The organism is Tabrizicola fusiformis (assembly GCF_013328815.1).
Classification (GTDB): domain Bacteria; phylum Pseudomonadota; class Alphaproteobacteria; order Rhodobacterales; family Rhodobacteraceae; genus Fuscibacter.
The window spans coordinates 111,965-129,834 of sequence record NZ_JABUHN010000004.1 but is presented as its reverse complement, the minus strand read 5'-3'; the positions used below and the strand labels follow the sequence as shown (position 1 = coordinate 129,834).

Annotated in this window: 15 protein-coding genes; 10 read left to right on the top strand and 5 right to left on the bottom strand. The window is 67.7% G+C overall.

What is annotated here, in order from left to right; genetic code table 11:
• The first annotated feature begins 1 nt into the window (after nucleotide 1).
• From HS053_RS07750 to HS053_RS07710, 9 genes are all read left to right on the top strand, one after another.
• Nucleotides 2–775 (top strand): type III pantothenate kinase, encoded by a 774-nt coding sequence (locus HS053_RS07750; RefSeq protein WP_174210655.1) that lies wholly within the window; start codon nucleotides 2–4, stop codon nucleotides 773–775.
• On the top strand, nucleotides 772–2,448 hold the full coding sequence (locus tag HS053_RS07745; protein WP_174210654.1) for a ribonuclease J: 1,677 nt from the start codon (nucleotides 772–774) through the stop codon (nucleotides 2,446–2,448). The genes HS053_RS07750 and HS053_RS07745 overlap by 4 nt, the downstream gene beginning before the upstream one ends.
• 127 nt (nucleotides 2,449–2,575) lie before the next feature.
• Nucleotides 2,576–3,820, top strand: a complete 1,245-nt coding sequence (locus tag HS053_RS07740) for a short-chain fatty acyl-CoA regulator family protein (RefSeq protein ID WP_174210653.1) — start codon at nucleotides 2,576–2,578, stop codon at nucleotides 3,818–3,820.
• An 89-nt stretch (nucleotides 3,821–3,909) separates the two neighbouring features.
• On the top strand, nucleotides 3,910–4,284 hold the full coding sequence (locus HS053_RS07735; RefSeq protein WP_174210652.1) for a response regulator transcription factor: 375 nt from the start codon (nucleotides 3,910–3,912) through the stop codon (nucleotides 4,282–4,284).
• A gap of 97 nt (nucleotides 4,285–4,381) precedes the next feature.
• Nucleotides 4,382–4,636, top strand: a complete 255-nt coding sequence (locus HS053_RS07730; protein WP_174210651.1) for a hypothetical protein — start codon at nucleotides 4,382–4,384, stop codon at nucleotides 4,634–4,636.
• A 1-nt stretch (nucleotide 4,637) separates the two neighbouring features.
• Entirely contained in the window at nucleotides 4,638–7,325 is a 2,688-nt protein-coding gene (locus HS053_RS07725) for a sensor histidine kinase (RefSeq protein ID WP_174210650.1), read from the top strand.
• A 104-nt stretch (nucleotides 7,326–7,429) separates the two neighbouring features.
• Nucleotides 7,430–8,395 carry a flagellar motor switch protein FliM gene (locus tag HS053_RS07720; RefSeq protein ID WP_174210649.1) on the top strand — a complete coding sequence of 322 codons (966 nt, stop codon included), beginning with the start codon at nucleotides 7,430–7,432 and terminating at the stop codon, nucleotides 8,393–8,395.
• A gap of 196 nt (nucleotides 8,396–8,591) precedes the next feature.
• Nucleotides 8,592–10,409: a heavy metal translocating P-type ATPase gene (locus HS053_RS07715; protein WP_174210874.1), complete on the top strand. Its 1,818-nt coding sequence runs from the start codon at nucleotides 8,592–8,594 to the stop codon at nucleotides 10,407–10,409.
• A gap of 30 nt (nucleotides 10,410–10,439) precedes the next feature.
• On the top strand, nucleotides 10,440–11,177 hold the full coding sequence (locus HS053_RS07710; RefSeq protein WP_174210648.1) for an SDR family oxidoreductase: 738 nt from the start codon (nucleotides 10,440–10,442) through the stop codon (nucleotides 11,175–11,177).
• Here HS053_RS07710 and HS053_RS07705 read toward each other — a convergent pair.
• Complete coding sequence (locus HS053_RS07705) at nucleotides 11,174–11,530, bottom strand: ArsR/SmtB family transcription factor (RefSeq protein ID WP_174210647.1); 357 nt, start codon at nucleotides 11,528–11,530, stop codon at nucleotides 11,174–11,176. The two genes, HS053_RS07710 and HS053_RS07705, sit on opposite strands and share 4 nt — an antisense overlap.
• A gap of 121 nt (nucleotides 11,531–11,651) precedes the next feature.
• Here HS053_RS07705 and HS053_RS07700 point away from each other — a divergent pair, with 121 nt between their 5' ends.
• Entirely contained in the window at nucleotides 11,652–12,608 is a 957-nt protein-coding gene (locus HS053_RS07700; protein WP_458358885.1) for a PHP domain-containing protein, read from the top strand.
• A 28-nt stretch (nucleotides 12,609–12,636) separates the two neighbouring features.
• Here the strand turns inward: HS053_RS07700 and HS053_RS07695 are convergent, their stop codons facing one another.
• The 4 genes from HS053_RS07695 to hutI all read right to left on the bottom strand — a co-directional run bounded on the left by HS053_RS07695 (nucleotide 12,637) and on the right by hutI (nucleotide 17,826).
• Complete coding sequence (locus HS053_RS07695; protein ID WP_174210646.1) at nucleotides 12,637–13,290, bottom strand: flavin reductase family protein; 654 nt, start codon at nucleotides 13,288–13,290, stop codon at nucleotides 12,637–12,639.
• Nucleotides 13,291–13,400: 110 nt separating this feature from the next.
• Nucleotides 13,401–15,086 (bottom strand): urocanate hydratase, encoded by a 1,686-nt coding sequence (hutU, locus tag HS053_RS07690; protein ID WP_174210645.1) that lies wholly within the window; start codon nucleotides 15,084–15,086, stop codon nucleotides 13,401–13,403.
• A gap of 15 nt (nucleotides 15,087–15,101) precedes the next feature.
• Nucleotides 15,102–16,637 carry a histidine ammonia-lyase gene (gene hutH, locus HS053_RS07685; RefSeq protein WP_174210644.1) on the bottom strand — a complete coding sequence of 512 codons (1,536 nt, stop codon included), beginning with the start codon at nucleotides 16,635–16,637 and terminating at the stop codon, nucleotides 15,102–15,104.
• Nucleotides 16,627–17,826: an imidazolonepropionase gene (hutI, locus tag HS053_RS07680; RefSeq protein ID WP_241699791.1), complete on the bottom strand. Its 1,200-nt coding sequence runs from the start codon at nucleotides 17,824–17,826 to the stop codon at nucleotides 16,627–16,629. The genes hutH and hutI overlap by 11 nt, the downstream gene beginning before the upstream one ends.
• Nucleotides 17,827–17,870: the final 44 nt, after the last annotated feature.

Genomic DNA, 17,870 nt, shown 5'->3' with positions numbered 1-17,870 from the left:
AATGCTTCTGGCCATCGACTGCGGCAATACCAATACGGTGTTCTCGATCTGGGACGGCGCCCGCTTTATCGCCACATGGCGCATCGCCACCGATCACAAGCGCACGGCGGATGAATATTTCGTCTGGCTCTCCAGCCTGATGATGCTGACGAAAACCGAAGCCAAGGTGACCGAGGCGATCATTTCCTCCACCGTGCCGCGGGTGGTGTTCAACCTGCGGGTGCTGTGCAACCGCTATTTCGACTGCCGCCCGCTGGTGGTGGGCAAGCCGGAGTGCCGCCTGCCGGTGGCGCCGCGGGTGGATCAGGGCACCACGGTCGGCCCCGATCGGCTGGTCAACACCGTGGCGGGATTTGACCGGCACGGCGGCGATCTGGTGGTGGTGGATTTCGGCACGGCAACCACCTTTGACGTGGTGGATACCGATGGCGCCTATGTCGGCGGGGTGATTGCGCCGGGGGTGAACCTGTCGCTGGAAGCCTTGCACATGGCCGCTGCCGCCCTGCCACATATCGACATCGCCCGCCCGGCCCGCGCCATCGGCACGAATACGGTGGCCTGTATGCAGTCGGGCGTGTATTGGGGCTATATCGGCCTGATCGAAGGCATCGTCCGTGAAGTCCGGCGCGAGCGGGACCGGACCACGAAAGTCATCGCTACCGGGGGCCTGGCCCCGTTGTTCGCCCAGGGAACCGACCTATTTCATGCGATCGAGGACGATCTGACCATGCATGGTCTGGTCCTGATCAACCAGTTCAACAAGGACACTCCATGAGCGGCGAACGCCTTATCTACCTCCCCCTTGGAGGCGCCGGTGAAATCGGCATGAATGCCTATGTCTATGGCTATGGCCGCCCCGGAAAGGAGCGGCTGATGCTGGTCGATCTGGGGGTGGCCTTCCCCGATATGGATACCTCGCCGGGTGTCGATCTGATCGTGCCGGATATCTCGTGGCTGATGGACAAGCTGGACCGGCTTGAAGGCATCGTGATCACCCATGCACACGAAGACCATATCGGCGCGCTGGCGCATCTGTGGCCGCAACTGCGCAAGCCGGTCTATGCCCGCAAGTTCACCGCCGCCCTCGGACGGCTGAAATTCGAAGAAGGCGGTCACCCGCAGGATGCCATCAAGACCGTCGGCGCCCGCCCCGAAGTGGTCGAGATCGGGCCGTTCCGGGTGCAGTTCATGCCGGTCAGCCATTCGATCCCTGAAAGTGCGATGCTGGTGATCGACAGCCCGGCAGGCCGGGTGATCCACACCGCCGATTTCAAGCGCGACGCAACCCCGGTGGTCGGCGAAGGCTGGGACGAGGCCGCGATGCAGGCGCTGGCCGCCGAACAGCCGGTCAAGGCGGTGATGTGCGACAGCACCAACGTCTTTTCGCAGCATGAGGGCCGCAGCGAGGCCACGCTTGCCGCCCCGATTGCCGATCTGATCCGCACCCAGCCCGGCATGGTGGTGGCGACCACCTTCGCCTCGAACGTGGCGCGGTTGCAGACGCTGGCCGAAGCCGGCCGCGCTGCCGACCGCTCGGTCTGCCTTCTGGGCCGCGCGATGAAGCGGATGGTGGCCACGGCGCAGGCCACCGGCATCCTCACCGGCTTTCCGCAGATCGTCAGCCCGGAAGAGGCGCTGGAACTGCCGCGCCGCAACCTCATGCTGATCGTGACCGGATCGCAGGGGGAACGGCGGGCGGCTTCGGCGGCACTGTCGCGCGGCAAATATCTGGGGATCGAGCTGAAAGAGGGCGATACCTTCCTCTTCTCCTCGAAAACCATCCCGGGGAACGAGCGGGACGTGCTGCGCGTGGTCAATGCGCTGTCGGAAAAGGGTGTCGATATCGTCGATGACAACGGCGGGCTGTATCACGTTTCGGGCCATGCCAACCGCCCCGACCTTGAGCATGTCCACCGGCTTTTCCTGCCCGATATGGTTATTCCGATGCACGGCGAACACCGCCACCTGCGTGAGCATGTGCGGCTGGCGCATGAGGCGGGCATCGCTTCGGCTATCGCCACCAATGGCACCATGCTCGACATCACCGGCGATGTGCCGGTGGTGGCCGAACGGGTGCAGACCGGGCGGACCTATCTGGACGGCACGGTTCTGGTGGGGGCAATGGATGGGGTGGTGCGCGACCGCATCCGGCTGGCGCTGAACGGGCTGGCCATGGTGACGGTGATCCTTGACGAACAGGACGAGCCCTTGGGCGAAGCCTGGGTCGAGTTGATGGGCCTGCCCGCCACCGGCCTGAATGGCCGGGCACTGTCGGAAACCATCGAGGATGAGCTGACCGAGTTCATGGAAGGTGTCGGCGGTAAGATTCTGTCGGACGACGACAAGCTGGACGAGGCGCTGAAGCGCATCGTGCGTCAAGTCGCCATGGAAGAGATCGGCAAGAAACCCGAGGTGCGGGTGGTGATCAGCCGTCTGGCCGCCGAGTAAGCGGGCTTGACCGGACAACGGCGGCGGCGCGGGGGTGAACCCCCGCGCCGCCGCCTTGGCTTTCGGGGCAGCGCCCTTGCAAAGCTTTGGCCACCCTTGTAAATTCCTTTACAAGGAGGTGCGCCCCATGCCGATGCAGACCCTGACCGGCACAAGGCTGCGCGAACGGCGGCAGGCGCTTGGCCTGCGGCAGTCCGATCTGGCCGAAAGGGCGGGGATTTCCGGTTCCTACCTCAACCTGATCGAGCATAACCGCCGCCGCATCGCGCCCGATCTGCTGGCGCGTCTGGCCGGGGTTCTGGGCCTTGACATGGCGGCCTTCGAGGGCAGCGCGGCGGGGGCACTGGTCGAAGAACTGCGGGCGGCGGCGGCGGGGGTGCCGGGGGGCGGCGCCGAACTGGACCGGGTGGAGGATTTCGCCGGGCGCTTTCCGGGCTGGGCCGCCACGCTGGCCGCGCTGCACAGCCGGGCCGAGGGGCTGGGCCGCGCGGTCGAGGCGCTGAACGACCGGATGAGCCATGACCCGCACCTGTCAGCCTCGTTGCATGAGGTGCTGTCGGCGGTCTCCTCGGTCCGTTCGACCGCCGCGATTCTGGCCGATACCGAGGATATCGAGCCGGAATGGCGCGAGCGCTTTCACCGCAACCTGCATGAAGACAGCGAACGTCTGGCCGCCGGGGCCGAGGCGCTGGTGGCCTATCTCGATGCAGGCGGGCAGGCGGAAGAACAGGTCATCGCCTCGCCACAGGAAGAGGTCGAGGCTTGGGCGGCAGCCGAGGATTGGGCGCTGGAAACCGCGCCGGAGGGGCTGGCTTCGGGGGCTGCGCGGGCGCTGGCGGCGGCAATGCTGGCGCGGGCGCGGGCCGACCGTATGGCCTTGCCGGACCCGGCGTTTTCGCAAGCGGTGCAAGAGCTTGGCCCTGATCCCGCCGCATTGGCCGCGCGGTTCGGGGTGGAGGTTCTGGCGGTCTTCCGGCGGCTGACCTTGCGGCCCGGCGCCGCGGCGGGGCTGGTGATCTGCGACGGTTCGGGCACGCTGACCCTGCGCAAGCCGCTGGCGGGTTTTGCCTTGCCGCGCTTTGGCGCCGCCTGTCCGCTCTGGCCGCTCTTCACCGCGCTGGCCCGCCCGGTGACGCCGATCGAGGCGGTGATCGAAACCCCGGGGCCGCAGGGCCGCCGCTTTCGCGCCCGCGCCTTTTGCCTGCCGCGCCATCCGGGCGGCTTTCGCGGCCCGGAACTGCGCGAGGCGGCCATGCTGATCCTGCCCGAGCCGCCGGGCGCCGAGACGGCGCTGCCGGTCGGCTCGACTTGCCGCATCTGCCCGCGGGCCGATTGTGCCGCCCGGCGCGAGCCGTCGATCCTGACAGTCTGAGGTGATCTCGCCTTTTGACAGGGGCGGGATTTGCCCTGATACTCGGAAAGGGAACCGGCGGAGAAAAGCCGGAGAGGACGGGAGGGGCGATGGCGGGCCGGGTTCTGCTCATCGAAGACGAAAGCAATATCGCCGAGGCGATCCGCTTCATCCTGTCGCGCGACGGCTGCGAGGTGGAGGTGGAACATGACGGTCGCGCCGGCTTTGCCCGGCTGGCCGAAGGGCTGCCGGATGTGCTGATCCTTGACCTGATGCTGCCGGGGATGAGCGGGCTGGAAATCCTGACCGCGCTGCGCGCCGATCCGCGCAGCGCCGATCTGCCGGTGCTGATGCTGACCGCCAAGGGCCAGGGCCGCGACCGCGAGGCGGCCGAGCGGGCCGGGGTTTCCGCCTTCATGTCGAAACCCTTCGCCAATGCCGAGATGCGCGCCCGGGTGCGCGCCCTGATGGGGCTGGACGCATGACGAGAGGCCGGGCGAAGGGCGGGCGCCAAAATCCTTGCAAGGATTTTGCAAATTACTTTGAAGAATTTTGGTTCGCCTCGTCCCGGCGGTTGGTCTGATGCGGGCGCCGCTTTTCCTTGCCCGCAAGGTTTACCGCCGCCGCCGGTTGCGCGATGCGGCGCGGATTCTGCCGTTTCTGGGGCTGTTCCTCATGCTGCTGCCCGCGCTCTGGTCGCCGGGACGGGGGGGCGGCGGGGCGGCGGTTTTCGTCTTTTCGGTCTGGGCGCTGCTGATTGCCGGGGCGGCGGCGCTGGCGCCGGGCCTTGCCCGCCCCGAGGCCGACGGCGGCGAGGCCGAGGGGACCGAAGACTGACATGCCCTTCGACATTCTGGTTCTCACCTGTCTGGCCTATGTGATCTTCCTCTTCCTCGTCGCCTTCGCGGTCGAGCGGCGGGCAGGGCAGGGCGCGATGGGCTTCCTGCGCTCGCCCGTGGTCTATACGCTGTCGCTGTCGATCTATTGCACCGCCTGGACCTTTTACGGCGCGGTCGGCTATGCCGCCCGTTCGGGCATCGAATATCTGACGATCTATATCGGGCCGACGCTGGTCTTTGTCGGCTGGTGGTGGGTGCTGCGCAAGCTGGTGCGGATCGGGCGGCAACAGCGGGTCACCTCGATCGCCGACCTGATCTCGTCGCGGTTCGGCAAGTCGAACCTGCTCGGTGTGATGGTGACGGTGATCGCGGTGGTGGCGGCGACGCCCTATATCGCGCTGCAATTGCAGTCTGTTACCCTGTCCTTCGCGGTTTTCGCCTCGGACGCGCCGGCGGGATGGGCACTGCCGAACCGCGATGCCACGGCGGTCTGGGTGGCCGGGGGGCTGGCGCTTTTCACCATCCTCTTCGGCACCCGCAAGTTGGACGCCAAGGAACAGCACCACGGCATCGTCATGGCCATCGCGGTTGAGGCAGTGGTCAAGCTGGTGGCGCTGGTTGCGGTGGGGGTCTGGGTGGTCTGGGGGCTGGCGGGCGGCCCGGCGGCGGTGGTGGCGCGGATTTCCGCGATGGACAATCCCGACTGGGCCTTGCAGCCCGGGCGCTGGTTCGGGCTGACCGCGCTGGCGGCGGCGGCGGTGATCACCCTGCCACGGATGTTTCAGGTTCTGGTGGTCGAGAATGTGAACGAGCGGCATCTGGCCCGCGCCAGTTGGGCCTTTCCGCTGTATCTTTTCGGGATGAGCCTGTTCATCCTGCCCATCGCCCTGATCGGGCTGGAGCGGATGCCCGCCGACAGCAACCCCGACATGATGGTCTTGACGCTGCCCTTGTCCGAGGGGCAGGGGACGCTGGCGATGCTGGCCTTTCTGGGCGGCTTTTCCAGCGCCACCTCGATGGTGATTGTCGAGACGGTGGCGCTGGCGACCATGCTGTCGAACCATGTGGTGATGCCGCTCTGGCTGCGGCTGCGGCCGTTGGCGGCGATGTCGGGCGACCTTCGGGGCGGTATCCTCTTGGCGCGGCGGCTGTCGATCGTGGGGGTTCTGGGGCTGGGGCTGGCCTATTACCGGCTGTCGGGTGGCACGGTGGCGCTGGCCTCGATCGGGCTGATCGCCTTTGCCGGCATGGCGCAGGTGCTGCCCGCGATGCTGGGCGGCATCTTCTGGCGCGGGGCGACCAAGGCCGGGGCGGTGGCGGGGCTGGCCACCGGCTTTGCCGCCTGGGGCTGGACGCTGTTCCTGCCCTCCTTCGGGCAGGATGTGCTGATCCCGGCTTCGGTCTTTGCCGAGGGGCCGTTCGGCATCGGCTGGCTGCGCCCGCAGGCGCTGTTCGGCACCGGCACGATGGACCCGCTCTTGCATTCGATCTTCTGGTCCTGTGCGCTGAACAGCGCGGCCTTCTGCGCCGGGTCGATCCTGACCTTTCCCGACCCGGTGGAGCGGATACAGGGCGCGGCCTTTGTCAACGCCTTTGACCGCGAGGCGCAGGCCGAGCGTCTGGGCTGGACCCATGGGCAGGCGGAGCCTGAGGCGCTCTTGAACCTCGCGCAGCGCATCCTGGGCGAAGAGGCGCTGACCTTTTTTGAGGCCGAGGCGCGGGCGCAGGGCAAAGAGGGCTATCTGCCCGACCTGACCCCGGCCTTTCTGGCCGAGCTTGAGCGGCGGCTGGCCGGTTCGGTCGGCGCGGCCACCGCCCATGCGATGATCAGCCAGTTGTTCGGCCGCGCCACCGTGACCGTCGAAGACCTGATGGCGGTGGCCAATGAGGCGGCGCAGATCATGGAAAGCTCGGCCCGGCTGGAGGCCAAGCAGCAGGAACTGACCATCACCGCCCGCCAGTTGCGCGAGGTGAATGAAAAGCTGACCCAGCTTTCGGTGCAGAAGGATGCCTTCCTCAGCCAGATCAGCCATGAGCTGCGCACCCCGATGACTTCGATCCGCGCCTTTTCGGAAATCCTGACCGAAGGCGATCTGCCGCCCGCCATGGTCGCCGATTATGGCCGTATCATCCATGACGAGGCCAAGCGGCTGACCCGGCTGCTGGATGACCTCCTTGACCTGTCGGTTCTGGAAAACGGCACGGTGCAACTGAACCTTGATCTGGCGCATCTGGGCCAGATGCTGGACCGGGCCGAGGCGGCGGCCAGCCAGACCCGCCCCGGCCGCGCCTTCCGGGTGGAGCGGGACGTGACCGGCGAAGAGGTTTACCTGCGCACCGACAGCGACCGTCTGGTGCAGGTCTTCATCAACCTGATTTCCAATGCGCGCAAATATTGCGACGCCGATCCGGCGGTGCTGCGGGTGGTAGTGCGGCTCAAGGCCGGGCGGGTCAGCATTGATTTCATTGACAATGGCAAGGGCATTCCCAAGGACAAGCAGGGCCTGATCTTCGAGAAATTCTCGCGGCTGACCGACCTCAGCCGCGCCGGGGGGGCGGGTCTGGGGCTGGCGATCTGCCGCGAGATCATGGCCAATCTGGGTGGCACGGTGGCCTATCTGCCCGGCCAGCGCGGCGCGGCTTTCCGGGTGACGCTGCCCTTGCGGTTGGAAAAACAGGTGGCATGAGGCAGGTCGGGGTTAACCCCGACCTAAGCGGTTTGCCGCCGGCGTTCATCTTTCGGAAAGGGCTTGTGGTCTAGTCTGATCGGGCAACAGCGAAGGGGTTTGCCATGGCAGACGAAGGGTCGGGCGTGATCCGGCGCAAACTGGCGGCTGCGCGGGCGGCAGGGGCCGAAGGGGTGCCGGGGGCCGATCGCGGCTGGCGGCTCTCGCTGGCGCGGGCGGCGCGCGATGTTCTGAAACTGCCGCTTGAGGTGGCCAGCCTGCGGCTGACCCGCGGTTCTCTGGCCGAACTCCTGGAACTGCCGCTGGAAATGTCGCTGCTGGCGGTGCTGGAAGGGCCGGCAGAGGGGATTGGCCTTCTGGTGCTGTCGCCCGCGGTCTTGCAGGCGATGATCGAGGTGCAGACGGTGGGCCGGGTTTCGGCCAGCCCGCCACCCGCCCGCCGTCCGACGCGCACCGATGCCGCCATGGTGGCCGGGCTGATCGACACCGCCCTTGCCGGGCTGGAAACCAGTCTTGCACAAGAGGCCGATCTGGTCTGGGCCGGGGGGTTCCGCTATGCCAGCTTCCTTGACGATCCGCGTCCGCTGGGTCTGTTGCTGGAAGATTGCAGTTACCGCATCCTGCGGGCCGAGGTGGCGCTGGCCGATGGGGCGCGCGGGGGCGGCGTGATCCTGGCCCTGCCGGCCGAAGGGCGGGGGGCCAAGCCGGCGCTTCTGGCGCCGCAGCCCGAGGATGAGGCGATGGCAGGTTTCGCCTTTACCCGCGCCCTGGCCGAGCAGGTGGAAGGCTCGGGCGCGGTGTTGCAGGCGGTGCTGGCGCGGATGATGCTGCCTCTGGCCTCGGTGATGGCGTTGCAGCCCGGGGAGGTGCTGGCGCTGCCCTCTGCCGCGCTGGACCGGATCGGGTTCGAGGGCATCGACGGTCGCCGGGTGGCCGAAGGGCGGCTAGGCCAGAACCGCGGCCTGCGGGCCTTGCGGCTGACGCCGCCCGCAGCCCCCGCTCCGGCGGCAAAGGTGGTGGCGCCTGCCGTGGCGCCGCCGGTGGCAGAGCCGCTGCGGCAGGCGGGATAAATCACGCTGTGACCTTTCGCCTCCGCTTGGGGCCATTGCCCGCGCCGCGGCGGTGCCTATGCTGCCCTCCTGTCGCCCCCCACCCGCAATCCTGCACGGCAGGCCCGGCGACGAGGAGGCAGCCTTGGCCCATTCCCATGACGATGCCGACAGCGCGGCCGCCCTTGGCCTGACGCAACTGACGGTCTTTGGCCTGATGGCCGGGCTTGCCGCGGAATATGGCGGGGCGCCGGGGGCGGCGTGGATCGGCTATGGCCTTGCCTATCTGGCGGGCGGGCTGCCGGCGGCGCGGTCGGCGCTGGCCGAATTGTGGCAGGATCATGTGCTGGACATCGACCTTTTGATGGTGATTGCGGCGCTGGCGGCGGCCAGCGTCGGCGCGCCGACCGAAGGGGCCATCCTGCTGGCGCTGTTCAGCCTGTCCTCGACGCTAGAGGCGCGGGCGATGGGCCGCGCCCGCCGTGCGGTGCAGGCGCTGATGGCGCTGCGGCCCGATACCGCCCTGCGCCGCAGCGGCACCGGCGTGGAAGAGGTGGCGGCGGGCGCGCTGGTCCTGGGCGATATCGTGATCCTGCGGCCCGGGGCGCGGGTGCCGGTGGATGGCCGGATCGTCGCGGGCGAGGGGGCGCTGGACGAAAGCACCATCACCGGCGAATCGCTGCCGCAGACCAAGGGCGCCGGGGCGCCGCTCTATGAGGCGACGGTGAACCTTGACGGCGTGCTGGAGATGGAGGTGACGCGCCTCACCTCGGACAGCACCGTGGCGCGGATGATCGCGCTGGTGACCGAGGCGCAGGCCGCCCGCGCCCCGTCGGAGCGGTTCAGCGAATGGTTCGGGCAGCGCTATACCGTGGCGGTGCTGCTGGGCGCCGTTCTGGCCTATGGCGTGATGCGGGGGCTGGGGCTGCTGCATGGCGATGCGCTTTACCGGGCGGCGACGCTTCTGGTGGCGGCAAGCCCCTGTGCCATCGTGATTTCGGTGCCGGCGGCGATCCTGTCGGCGCTGTCGGCTGCGGCACGGGGCGGCGTCTTGTTCAAGGGCGGCAGCGCCTTGGAAACGCTGGGCGCGGTGCGGGCCTTTGCCTTTGACAAGACCGGCACGCTGACCACGGGCCGCCCCGAAGTGCTGCGCCTTGTCGCGCCGGGACTGGCCGAGGATGATTTTCTGGCCCGCATCGCCGGGATCGAGGCGCAGTCGGAACATCCCGTCGCCACGGCGCTGCGGCGGCTTGCGGCAGAGCGGGGCGTTGCGCCGCGCCTCTGCGACGGGGTGCGTTCCCTGCCGTCCGAAGGGATCGTGGCGGGCGAAGGCGCGGCGGCGATCTGGGCCGGCAATCTGCGACTGGTGGCGCGGATGGGGGCGGTGGTCAGCGATCCGGCCATCCGCGACCTTGCCGAGGAAGGCAACACCACGGTCTATTACGGCGAGGGGGCGCGGCTGATCGGGGCCGTTTCGGTGGCGGATCAGCCTCGGGTATCCTCGGCCGAAGGGCTGGCGGGGCTGCGCGCCTCGGGGGTGAGGGGCATCGTGATGATGACGGGCGACCGCCGCGCCGTGGCCGAAAGGGTGGGCGCCGAACTGGGTCTGCGGCCGGAAGAAATTCATGCCGACCTTCTACCGGGCGACAAGGTGGCGCTGGTGGCCGGGCTGTCGCACCATGGCAAGGTGGCTTTCGTCGGCGACGGGGTGAATGATGCGGCCGCACTGGCGCGGGCCGATGTCGGCATCGCCATGGGGGCCGCGGGCAGCGATGTTGCCTTGCAGGCCGCCGATGTGGCGCTGTTGTCCGAGGATATGACACAGCTTGCCGCGGCACACCGGCTGGCCCGGCGCACGGCTTCGGTGATCCGGCAGAATCTGGCTTTTGCCATGGCGGCCATGGCGGTTCTGGTGCTGGGGGCGCTGTTCTTTCACCTGCCGTTGCCGCTCGCGGTCATCGGGCATGAAGGCGGCACGGTTCTGGTGGTGCTGAACGGGCTGCGGCTGCTGGCAGACCCGGTCCGGCGCGGCTAGGATGGCGCGCAAGGCAAAGCGGGGGGCAGCATGGCGCAGCAGGGCATTCTCATCACCGGCGCAGGGTCGGGCATCGGCCGGGCCACGGCACAGGCGTTTCACGCCGCGGGCTGGCGGGTGGCACTGATGGGGCGGCGGGTGGGCGCGTTGCAGGAAACGGCGGCGGGGCATGACATGCTGATCCTGCCCGCCGATGTCGGCGATCCGGCGCAAGTCGAGGCGGCTTTTGCCCGGCTTGCCGCAGAATGGGGCCGGCTGGACGTTCTTTTCAACAATGCCGGGCAAAGCGCCCCGGCCGCGCCGATTGACGAGATTCCGGTGGAAACCTGGCTTTCGGTGATGAATGCCAATGTCAACGGCATGTTCCTCTGTGCCCGTGCCGCCTTTGGTCTGATGCGGCGGCAGGCGCCGCAGGGCGGGCGGATCATCAACAACGGCTCGATTTCCGCCCATGCGCCGCGGCCCGGCTCAGCGCCCTATACCCTGTCGAAACATGCGGTGACGGGGCTGACGAAGACGCTGGCGCTGGATGGTCGGCCCTTCGACATCGCCTGCGGTCAGATCGACATTGGCAATGCCCTGACCGAGATGGCCGCCCGCTTCCCGCTTGGCGTGCCGCAGGCCGATGGCAGCATCAGGGCCGAACCGGTGATGGAGGTGGCCCATGTCGCCGAGGCGGTGCTGCATATGGCGGCGCTGCCCCTGTCGGTGAACATCCCGTTCCTGACCATCATGGCGCGCGACATGCCCTTTGTCGGGCGGGGTTAGGGCCGCGCGCTTTCCGGGCCGCAGAACAGGTCATAGACCAGCGCCATGATCGCCGCCGCCTTGGGGTCGCGGATGGAATAATGGATCACCTTGCCGTCGCGCCGGGCCGAGACCAGACCTTCGGCCCGCAGCCGGGCGAGTTGCTGGCTGACCGCCGCCTGCCGCGCGCCGAGGAGTGCCTCAAGCTCGGTGACCGAACGTTCGCCACCCGACAGGTGGCACAGGATCATCAGTCGCCCCTCATGCCCCAGCGCCTTGAGGAACAGCGCCGCCTCGGCCGCCCGCGCCGCCATTTCATCGGCAGGCAGCGCCGCGCAGCCTTGCAGGTTTGGGTCGTGATTGCCGCTGTCCATCGCCGCCTCCGCCATCGCCCGATTGTCCTAGCACAGCCGGTCGTCGCAGGCGAGGGGCGCACTGGACGCGGCGCAGATTGCCGCTAGTCTGGCGCCAAATCCGGCCCGGAAGGAGAATCCCATGGCCCTGCGCGACCCCGCCTTTACCGCTCCGGGCCGTTTCTGGCGCGGCAACCTGCACACCCATTCCACCAATTCCGACGGCATCCTGCCGCCGCAAGAGGTCTGCCGCCGCTACCGGGCCGAGGGCTATGATTTTCTGGCGCTGACCGACCATTTCGTTGGCATCTGGAACTATCCGATCAGCGACACCACCGGCTACCGGACCGAAGGCTTCACCACCATTCTGGGGGCCGAACTGCATTCCGGCGCCATGGCCAATGGCGAGCTGTGGCATATTCTGGCGGTCGGCCTGCCGCCCGATTTCGCGCCGTCGAACAGCCCGCATTTCGTGCCGGTGCCGGGGCAGGAAACGGCGGGCGAGATTGCGGCGCGGGCCGTGGCGGCGGGGGCTTTCGTCGCCATCGCCCATCCGCAATGGTCCGGCCTGACGATGGAGGATGCCCGCAGCGTTTCGGCGGCCCATGCGGTTGAGGTCTATAACCACGGCTGCGCCATGGGCTGCGACCGGCCCGACGGCTTTGCCGTGCTGGACCAGCTCTTGACCGAGGGGCGGCGGCTGACCCTTGTCGCCACCGATGACGCGCATTTCAGCGAGCCGGATTTCTTTGGCGGCTGGGTGATGGTGAAAGCGCAAGCGAACGAACCCGCGGCGCTGCTCGCGGCGCTGAAGGCGGGGCATTTCTATTCCACCCAAGGCCCGGAACTGCACGATGTGCGGATCGAGGGCGGCCGGGTGGTCGTCGAAAGCTCGGCCGTGGTCTCGGTCGTGGCGATCGGCTGGGGCACCGGGGCCAAGGGGGTGCATGGCGCCTCGATGACGCGGACAGAAGTGCCGCTGGAACGGCTGAACAACAGCCCTTGGGTCCGCGTTGCGGTGATCGACGCGGCGGGGCGCCGGGCCTGGTCGAACCCGATCTGGCGCGACGGCGGCCCGAACCCGCGCCTTACCCCGTAGGATGGGCAATCTGCCCATCCTGCATGGATCAGGCTTTGCCCTCCAGCCCCGCCGCCGCGGCCCCCGTGGCGCCGGGGATCGGCATGGTGAAGGTTTCGGAGAAGCTGGTGTAATCGTGATAGCCGACCCGGGCCAGCGGCCGGATCGCGCCATAGTCCAGCTTGCCTTCGGGTGTCAGCACCTCGTCCTTGACATGGATGCGCACCACTTCGCCAAAGACCACATCCACCCAGCCATGGGCTGAATTGCCCTTCAGTCGCGTGGTGGACAGATAGCGGCATTCGAAATGCGCCGGGCTTTCGGCCACCCGCGGCCCCGGCGCGTCAATGCAGGCGGCCTTGGTGACCCCGGCCTTGTCGAATTCATCCACCCCGTCTGGCCATTCGACGGCGGTGATGTTCATGGCATCCTTCAGCGCGTAATTGCACATGTTCCAGACGAACCAGCCGGTCTCCTCGGCATTGATGACCGTATGCTTGCGGCGGCCATCGGAATATTGGTTGGCCGCAAACATCACCATCGGCGGATCGAAGGTCAGGTTCTGCCACTGGCTGTAGGGGGCAAGATTGGTCTTGCCGTCTTTCGAGATGGTGGAAAGCCAGCCGATCGGGCGCGGCACGGTGCAGGCTTTGAACGGGCTGTAGGGCAGCGGGCAGGGCTCTTTGCCGGGGGCGTAATGCATGGCGTCGTCCTTGTGGTGGGTTGCGGGACCGGGGGCCAGCCCCCGGACTCCCGGGATATTTGTGGAGAGAGGATGGGGGCGGCAGGGTGCGCGATGTCACGCACCTGCCCTTAGTTCCCGAGGATGCCTGGCAGGCGCAGCCCGTGGTCCTTGGCGCATTGGATGGCGGTTTCATAGCCTGCATCGGCATGACGCCAGACGCCCGAGGCCGGGTCGTTCCACAGCACCCGCTCCAGCCGTTTGGCGGCTTCGGGCGTGCCATCGGCCAGGATCACAACCCCGGCGTGCTGGCTGAACCCCATGCCGACGCCGCCGCCGTGATGCAGGCTGACCCAGGTCGCGCCCGAGGCGGTATTGGTCAGCGCATTCAGCAGCGGCCAGTCGGAAACCGCGTCCGAGCCGTCCTTCATCGCCTCGGTCTCGCGGTTGGGCGAGGCGACCGAGCCGGAATCGAGGTGGTCGCGGCCGATCACGATGGGCGCCTTCAGCTCTCCGCTCGCCACCATTTCGTTGAACATGAGGCCGGCACGGTGCCGGTCGCCCAGCCCGATCCAGCAGATGCGGGCGGGCAGGCCCTGAAAGGCGATCCGCTCTTGCGCCATGTCCAGCCAACGGTGCAGATGGGCGTTTTCGGGGAACAGCTTCTTCATCGCGGCATCGGTCTTGCGGATATCCTCGGGGTCGCCTGACAGCGCACACCAGCGGAAGGGGCCGATGCCCTTGCAGAAGAGCGGGCGGATATAGGCGGGCACGAAGCCGGGGAAGGCGAAGGCGTTTTCCAGCCCCTCATCCTGCGCGACCTGCCGGATGTTGTTGCCGTAATCCAGCGTCGGCACCCCGGCATTCCAGAAATCGACCATGGCCGCGACATGCACCTTCATGCTGGCGCGGGCGGCTTTCTCGACCGCCTTGGGGTCGGTTTCCTGTTTCGCGCGCCATTCGCCAACGGTCCAGCCCTGCGGCAGATAGCCGTGCAGCGGGTCATGGGCCGAGGTCTGGTCGGTCACGATATCCGGGCGGGGACCGCCGGCCTTCATCCGGGTGACCAGTTCGGCAAAGACATCGGCGGCATTGCCGAGCAGGCCCACCGACTTCGCCTCGCCCTTCGCGGTCCAGTCGGCGATCAGCGCCAGTGCTTCATCCAGAGTCTTTGCTTTGGCGTCCAAATATCTGGTACGGATGCGGAAATCAATTCGCGTCTCGTCGCATTCCACCGCAAGGCAGCAGGCGCCGGCCATCACGGCGGCCAGCGGCTGCGCCCCGCCCATACCGCCAAGCCCGCCGGTCAGAATCCATTTGCCGGTGAGGTTGCCGCCATAATGCTGACGGCCCGCTTCGGCGAAGGTTTCATAGGTTCCCTGCACAATGCCTTGGGTTCCAATGTAAATCCAGGAACCCGCGGTCATCTGGCCATACATCATCAGACCCTTGCGGTCCAATTCGTTGAAATGGTCCCAGGTCGCCCAATGCGGCACGAGGTTGGAATTGGCGATCAGCACGCGGGGGGCATCGGCATGGGTGCGCACGATGGCGATGGGCTTGCCCGATTGCACCAGCAGCGTTTCATCCGCCTCAAGATCCTTGAGACCCGCGACGATGCGGTCAAAATCCTCCCATGTCCGGGCGGCGCGGCCGATGCCGCCGTAAACCACCAGTTCATGCGGGTTTTCGGCGACATCGGGGTGCAGGTTGTTCATCAGCATCCGCATGGCCGCCTCGCCGCCCCAGGTCTTGGCGGTTTTCTCGGGGCCGGTCGGGGGGAAGATGTCGCGGGTGTTGTGGCGCGGGTTGGTCATGGGAACCTCGTGGGATCAGGCGGAAAGGGCGGGCAGGGCGCAGGCGCTGGCGGCGGCGAGGGCGCCGCTGCCGACAAGGCGGGATGCGGCGGTAAGGTCGGGGGCAAGGTAGCGGTCGTCGCCCAGCGTGGCGACGTCGCGGCGCAGACGGGCCACGACGGCCTGCAAGGGCGCCGAGGTTGGCAAGGGCGCGCGGAATTCGATGCCTTGGGCGGCGCAAATCGCCTCGACGCCGAGGATGACATTCAGGTTCTCGACCATGCGACCCAAGCGGCGGGCGCCGTGGGCGGCCATCGAGACGTGATCCTCTTGGTTGGCCGAGGTGGGGGTGCTGTCGATCACGGTGGGATGGGCGAGGTGCTTGTTTTCGCTCATCAAAGCTGCCGTGGTGACTTCGGCGATCATCAGGCCCGAGTTCAGGCCGGGCTTCGGCGTGAGGAAGGCGGGGAGGTCAAAACTCAGCGTCGGGTCCACCATCAGCGCGATGCGGCGCTGTGCGATGGCACCGATTTCCGAGAGCGCCATGGCGATCATGTCGGCGGCAAAACCCACCGGCTCGGCATGGAAATTGCCGCCCGAGACGATCTGGCCATCGGAGAGAACAAGCGGATTGTCGGTGGCGGCGTTCGCCTCGATTTCCAGCGTGCGGGCGGCCATGCGCAGCACATCCATCGCGGCACCCGTCACCTGCGGCTGGCAGCGGATGCAGTAGGGGTCTTGCACGCGGCTGTCCCCCTCGCGGTGGCTTTCGCGGATCACCGAACCGTCGAGCAGGGCGCGCATGGTGGTGGCCGCCTCGATCTGGCCGGGCTGGCCGCGAAGGCTGTGGATTTCGGGGTGGAGCGGCGCGGTGGAGCCCATGATGGCATCGGTCGAAAGCGCCGAGGTGACAAGGGCCGAGGTCGCCGCATTCCAGCCGCCGAAGAGACCGGCCAGTGCATAGGCGGTGGAAAACTGCGTGCCGTTGATCAGGGCCAGCCCCTCTTTCGGACCAAGGGTGACGGGGGAAAGCCCCGCCATTGCAAGGGCTTCGGCGCCGGGTTTGATCTGGCCTGCGAATTCGGCCTCGCCATGGCCGATCATCACGGCGGTCATATGGGCCAAGGGCGCGAGGTCACCCGAGGCGCCGACCGAACCTTGGGCCGGGATCACCGGGGTCACGCCTTTTTCCAGCATGGCTTCCAGCAGCGCCACGATCTCCCAGCGCACGCCCGAGGCGCCGCGGCCCAGCGACAGCAGTTTCAGCGCCATCATCAGCCGGGCGGTGGCGCGGGGCATCGGCTCACCCACGCCGCAGCAATGCGACAGGATCAGGTTTTTTTGCAGTGTGGCGGTATCTTGCGGCGCGATCTTGAGGCTGGCGAGCTTACCGAAGCCGGTGTTCACACCGTAAACCGCCGTGCCGCCTGCGGCGGCTGCGGCGATGCGGGCGGCGGCGGCCTCAACGCCCGGGCGGGCCGAGGGATGCAGGCGTGCCGGCGCCTCGTGCCGCCAGAGGCGTTCAAGCTGGGCAAGGGTGGTGGCGCCGGGGGTGAGGGTTTCAGGCGTCAAGACGGCCTCCGAAAATGCGGGCGTGAAGGGGCGTGGCCCCGATGCGATAGGAAAGTTCGGCGGGGTGGCGGGCGTCCCACAGGCAGAGGTCGGCCAGTTGGCCGGGCGCCAGCGTGCCGCGATCAGTCAGGCCAAGGGCGCGGGCGGCATGGGTGGTGGTTCCTGCCAGCGCCTCAAGCGGGGTCATGCGGAAGAGGGTGCAGGCCATGTTCATGGCGAGCGGCAGCGACGCGATGGGGGCGGTGCCGGGATTGAAATCGGTCGCCACCGCCATGGGCACCCCTGCGGCACGGAAGGCGGTGATGGGCGGGGCCTGCGTTTCGCGCAGGGTATAGAAGGCGCCGGGCAGGATCACCGCCACGCTGCCCGCCGCCGCCATGGCGGCGACGCCGTCGGCGGCGATATATTCGACATGATCGGCCGAAAGCGCGCCCATGCCGGCGGCCATCGCGGCGCCTTTCAGGTCGCTGAGTTGTTCGGCGTGCAGCTTGATCGGCAGGCCGAGGGCGCGGGCGGCGCGGAACAGCCGCTCTACCTGTGCCGGGGAAAAGGCGATGCCTTCGCAGAAGGCGTCCACGGCGTCGATCAGGCCCGCGGCATGGGCCTGATGCAGCGAGGGAATTGCAACCTCGTCGATGTAAGCATCTGCCCGGTCTGCATATTCCGGGGGAATGGCATGGGCGGCAAGATGGGTGGTGACCACCCGCAGGGGTCGGTGCGCGGCGATCTGCCGGGCCACGCGCAGCATTTTCAGCTCATCCGCGACGGTCAGGCCATAGCCGGATTTCACCTCGATTGTGGTGGCGCCTCCGGCGATCATCAGGTCGGCCCGGGCCAGTGCGGAAGCCAGAAGATCGGCCTCACTGGCCGCACGGGTGGCGCGGACGGTCGAGAGGATGCCACCCCCCGCACGGGCGACCTCTTCGTAAGAGGCGCCGTTCAGCCGCATTTCGAATTCCACCGCGCGGTCGCCACCGAAGACGATGTGGCTGTGGCAGTCGATCAGGCCGGGGGTGAGCAAGCGCCCGCCGCAGTCATGGCGGGGCAGGCTGACAAGGGTTTCGGGCAGATTGCACATCCGTCCAACCCAGGCAATCCGCCCATCCAAGATGGCAACCGCGCCGTCTTCGGTCAGCCCATAGCCATTCACCATGGGGGCCAGCGTCGCGTTATGCAGGAGAATCGCCATGGGGCTTGCCTTATGTCTGCGTCTTAGGCTATTATGTCTGCACA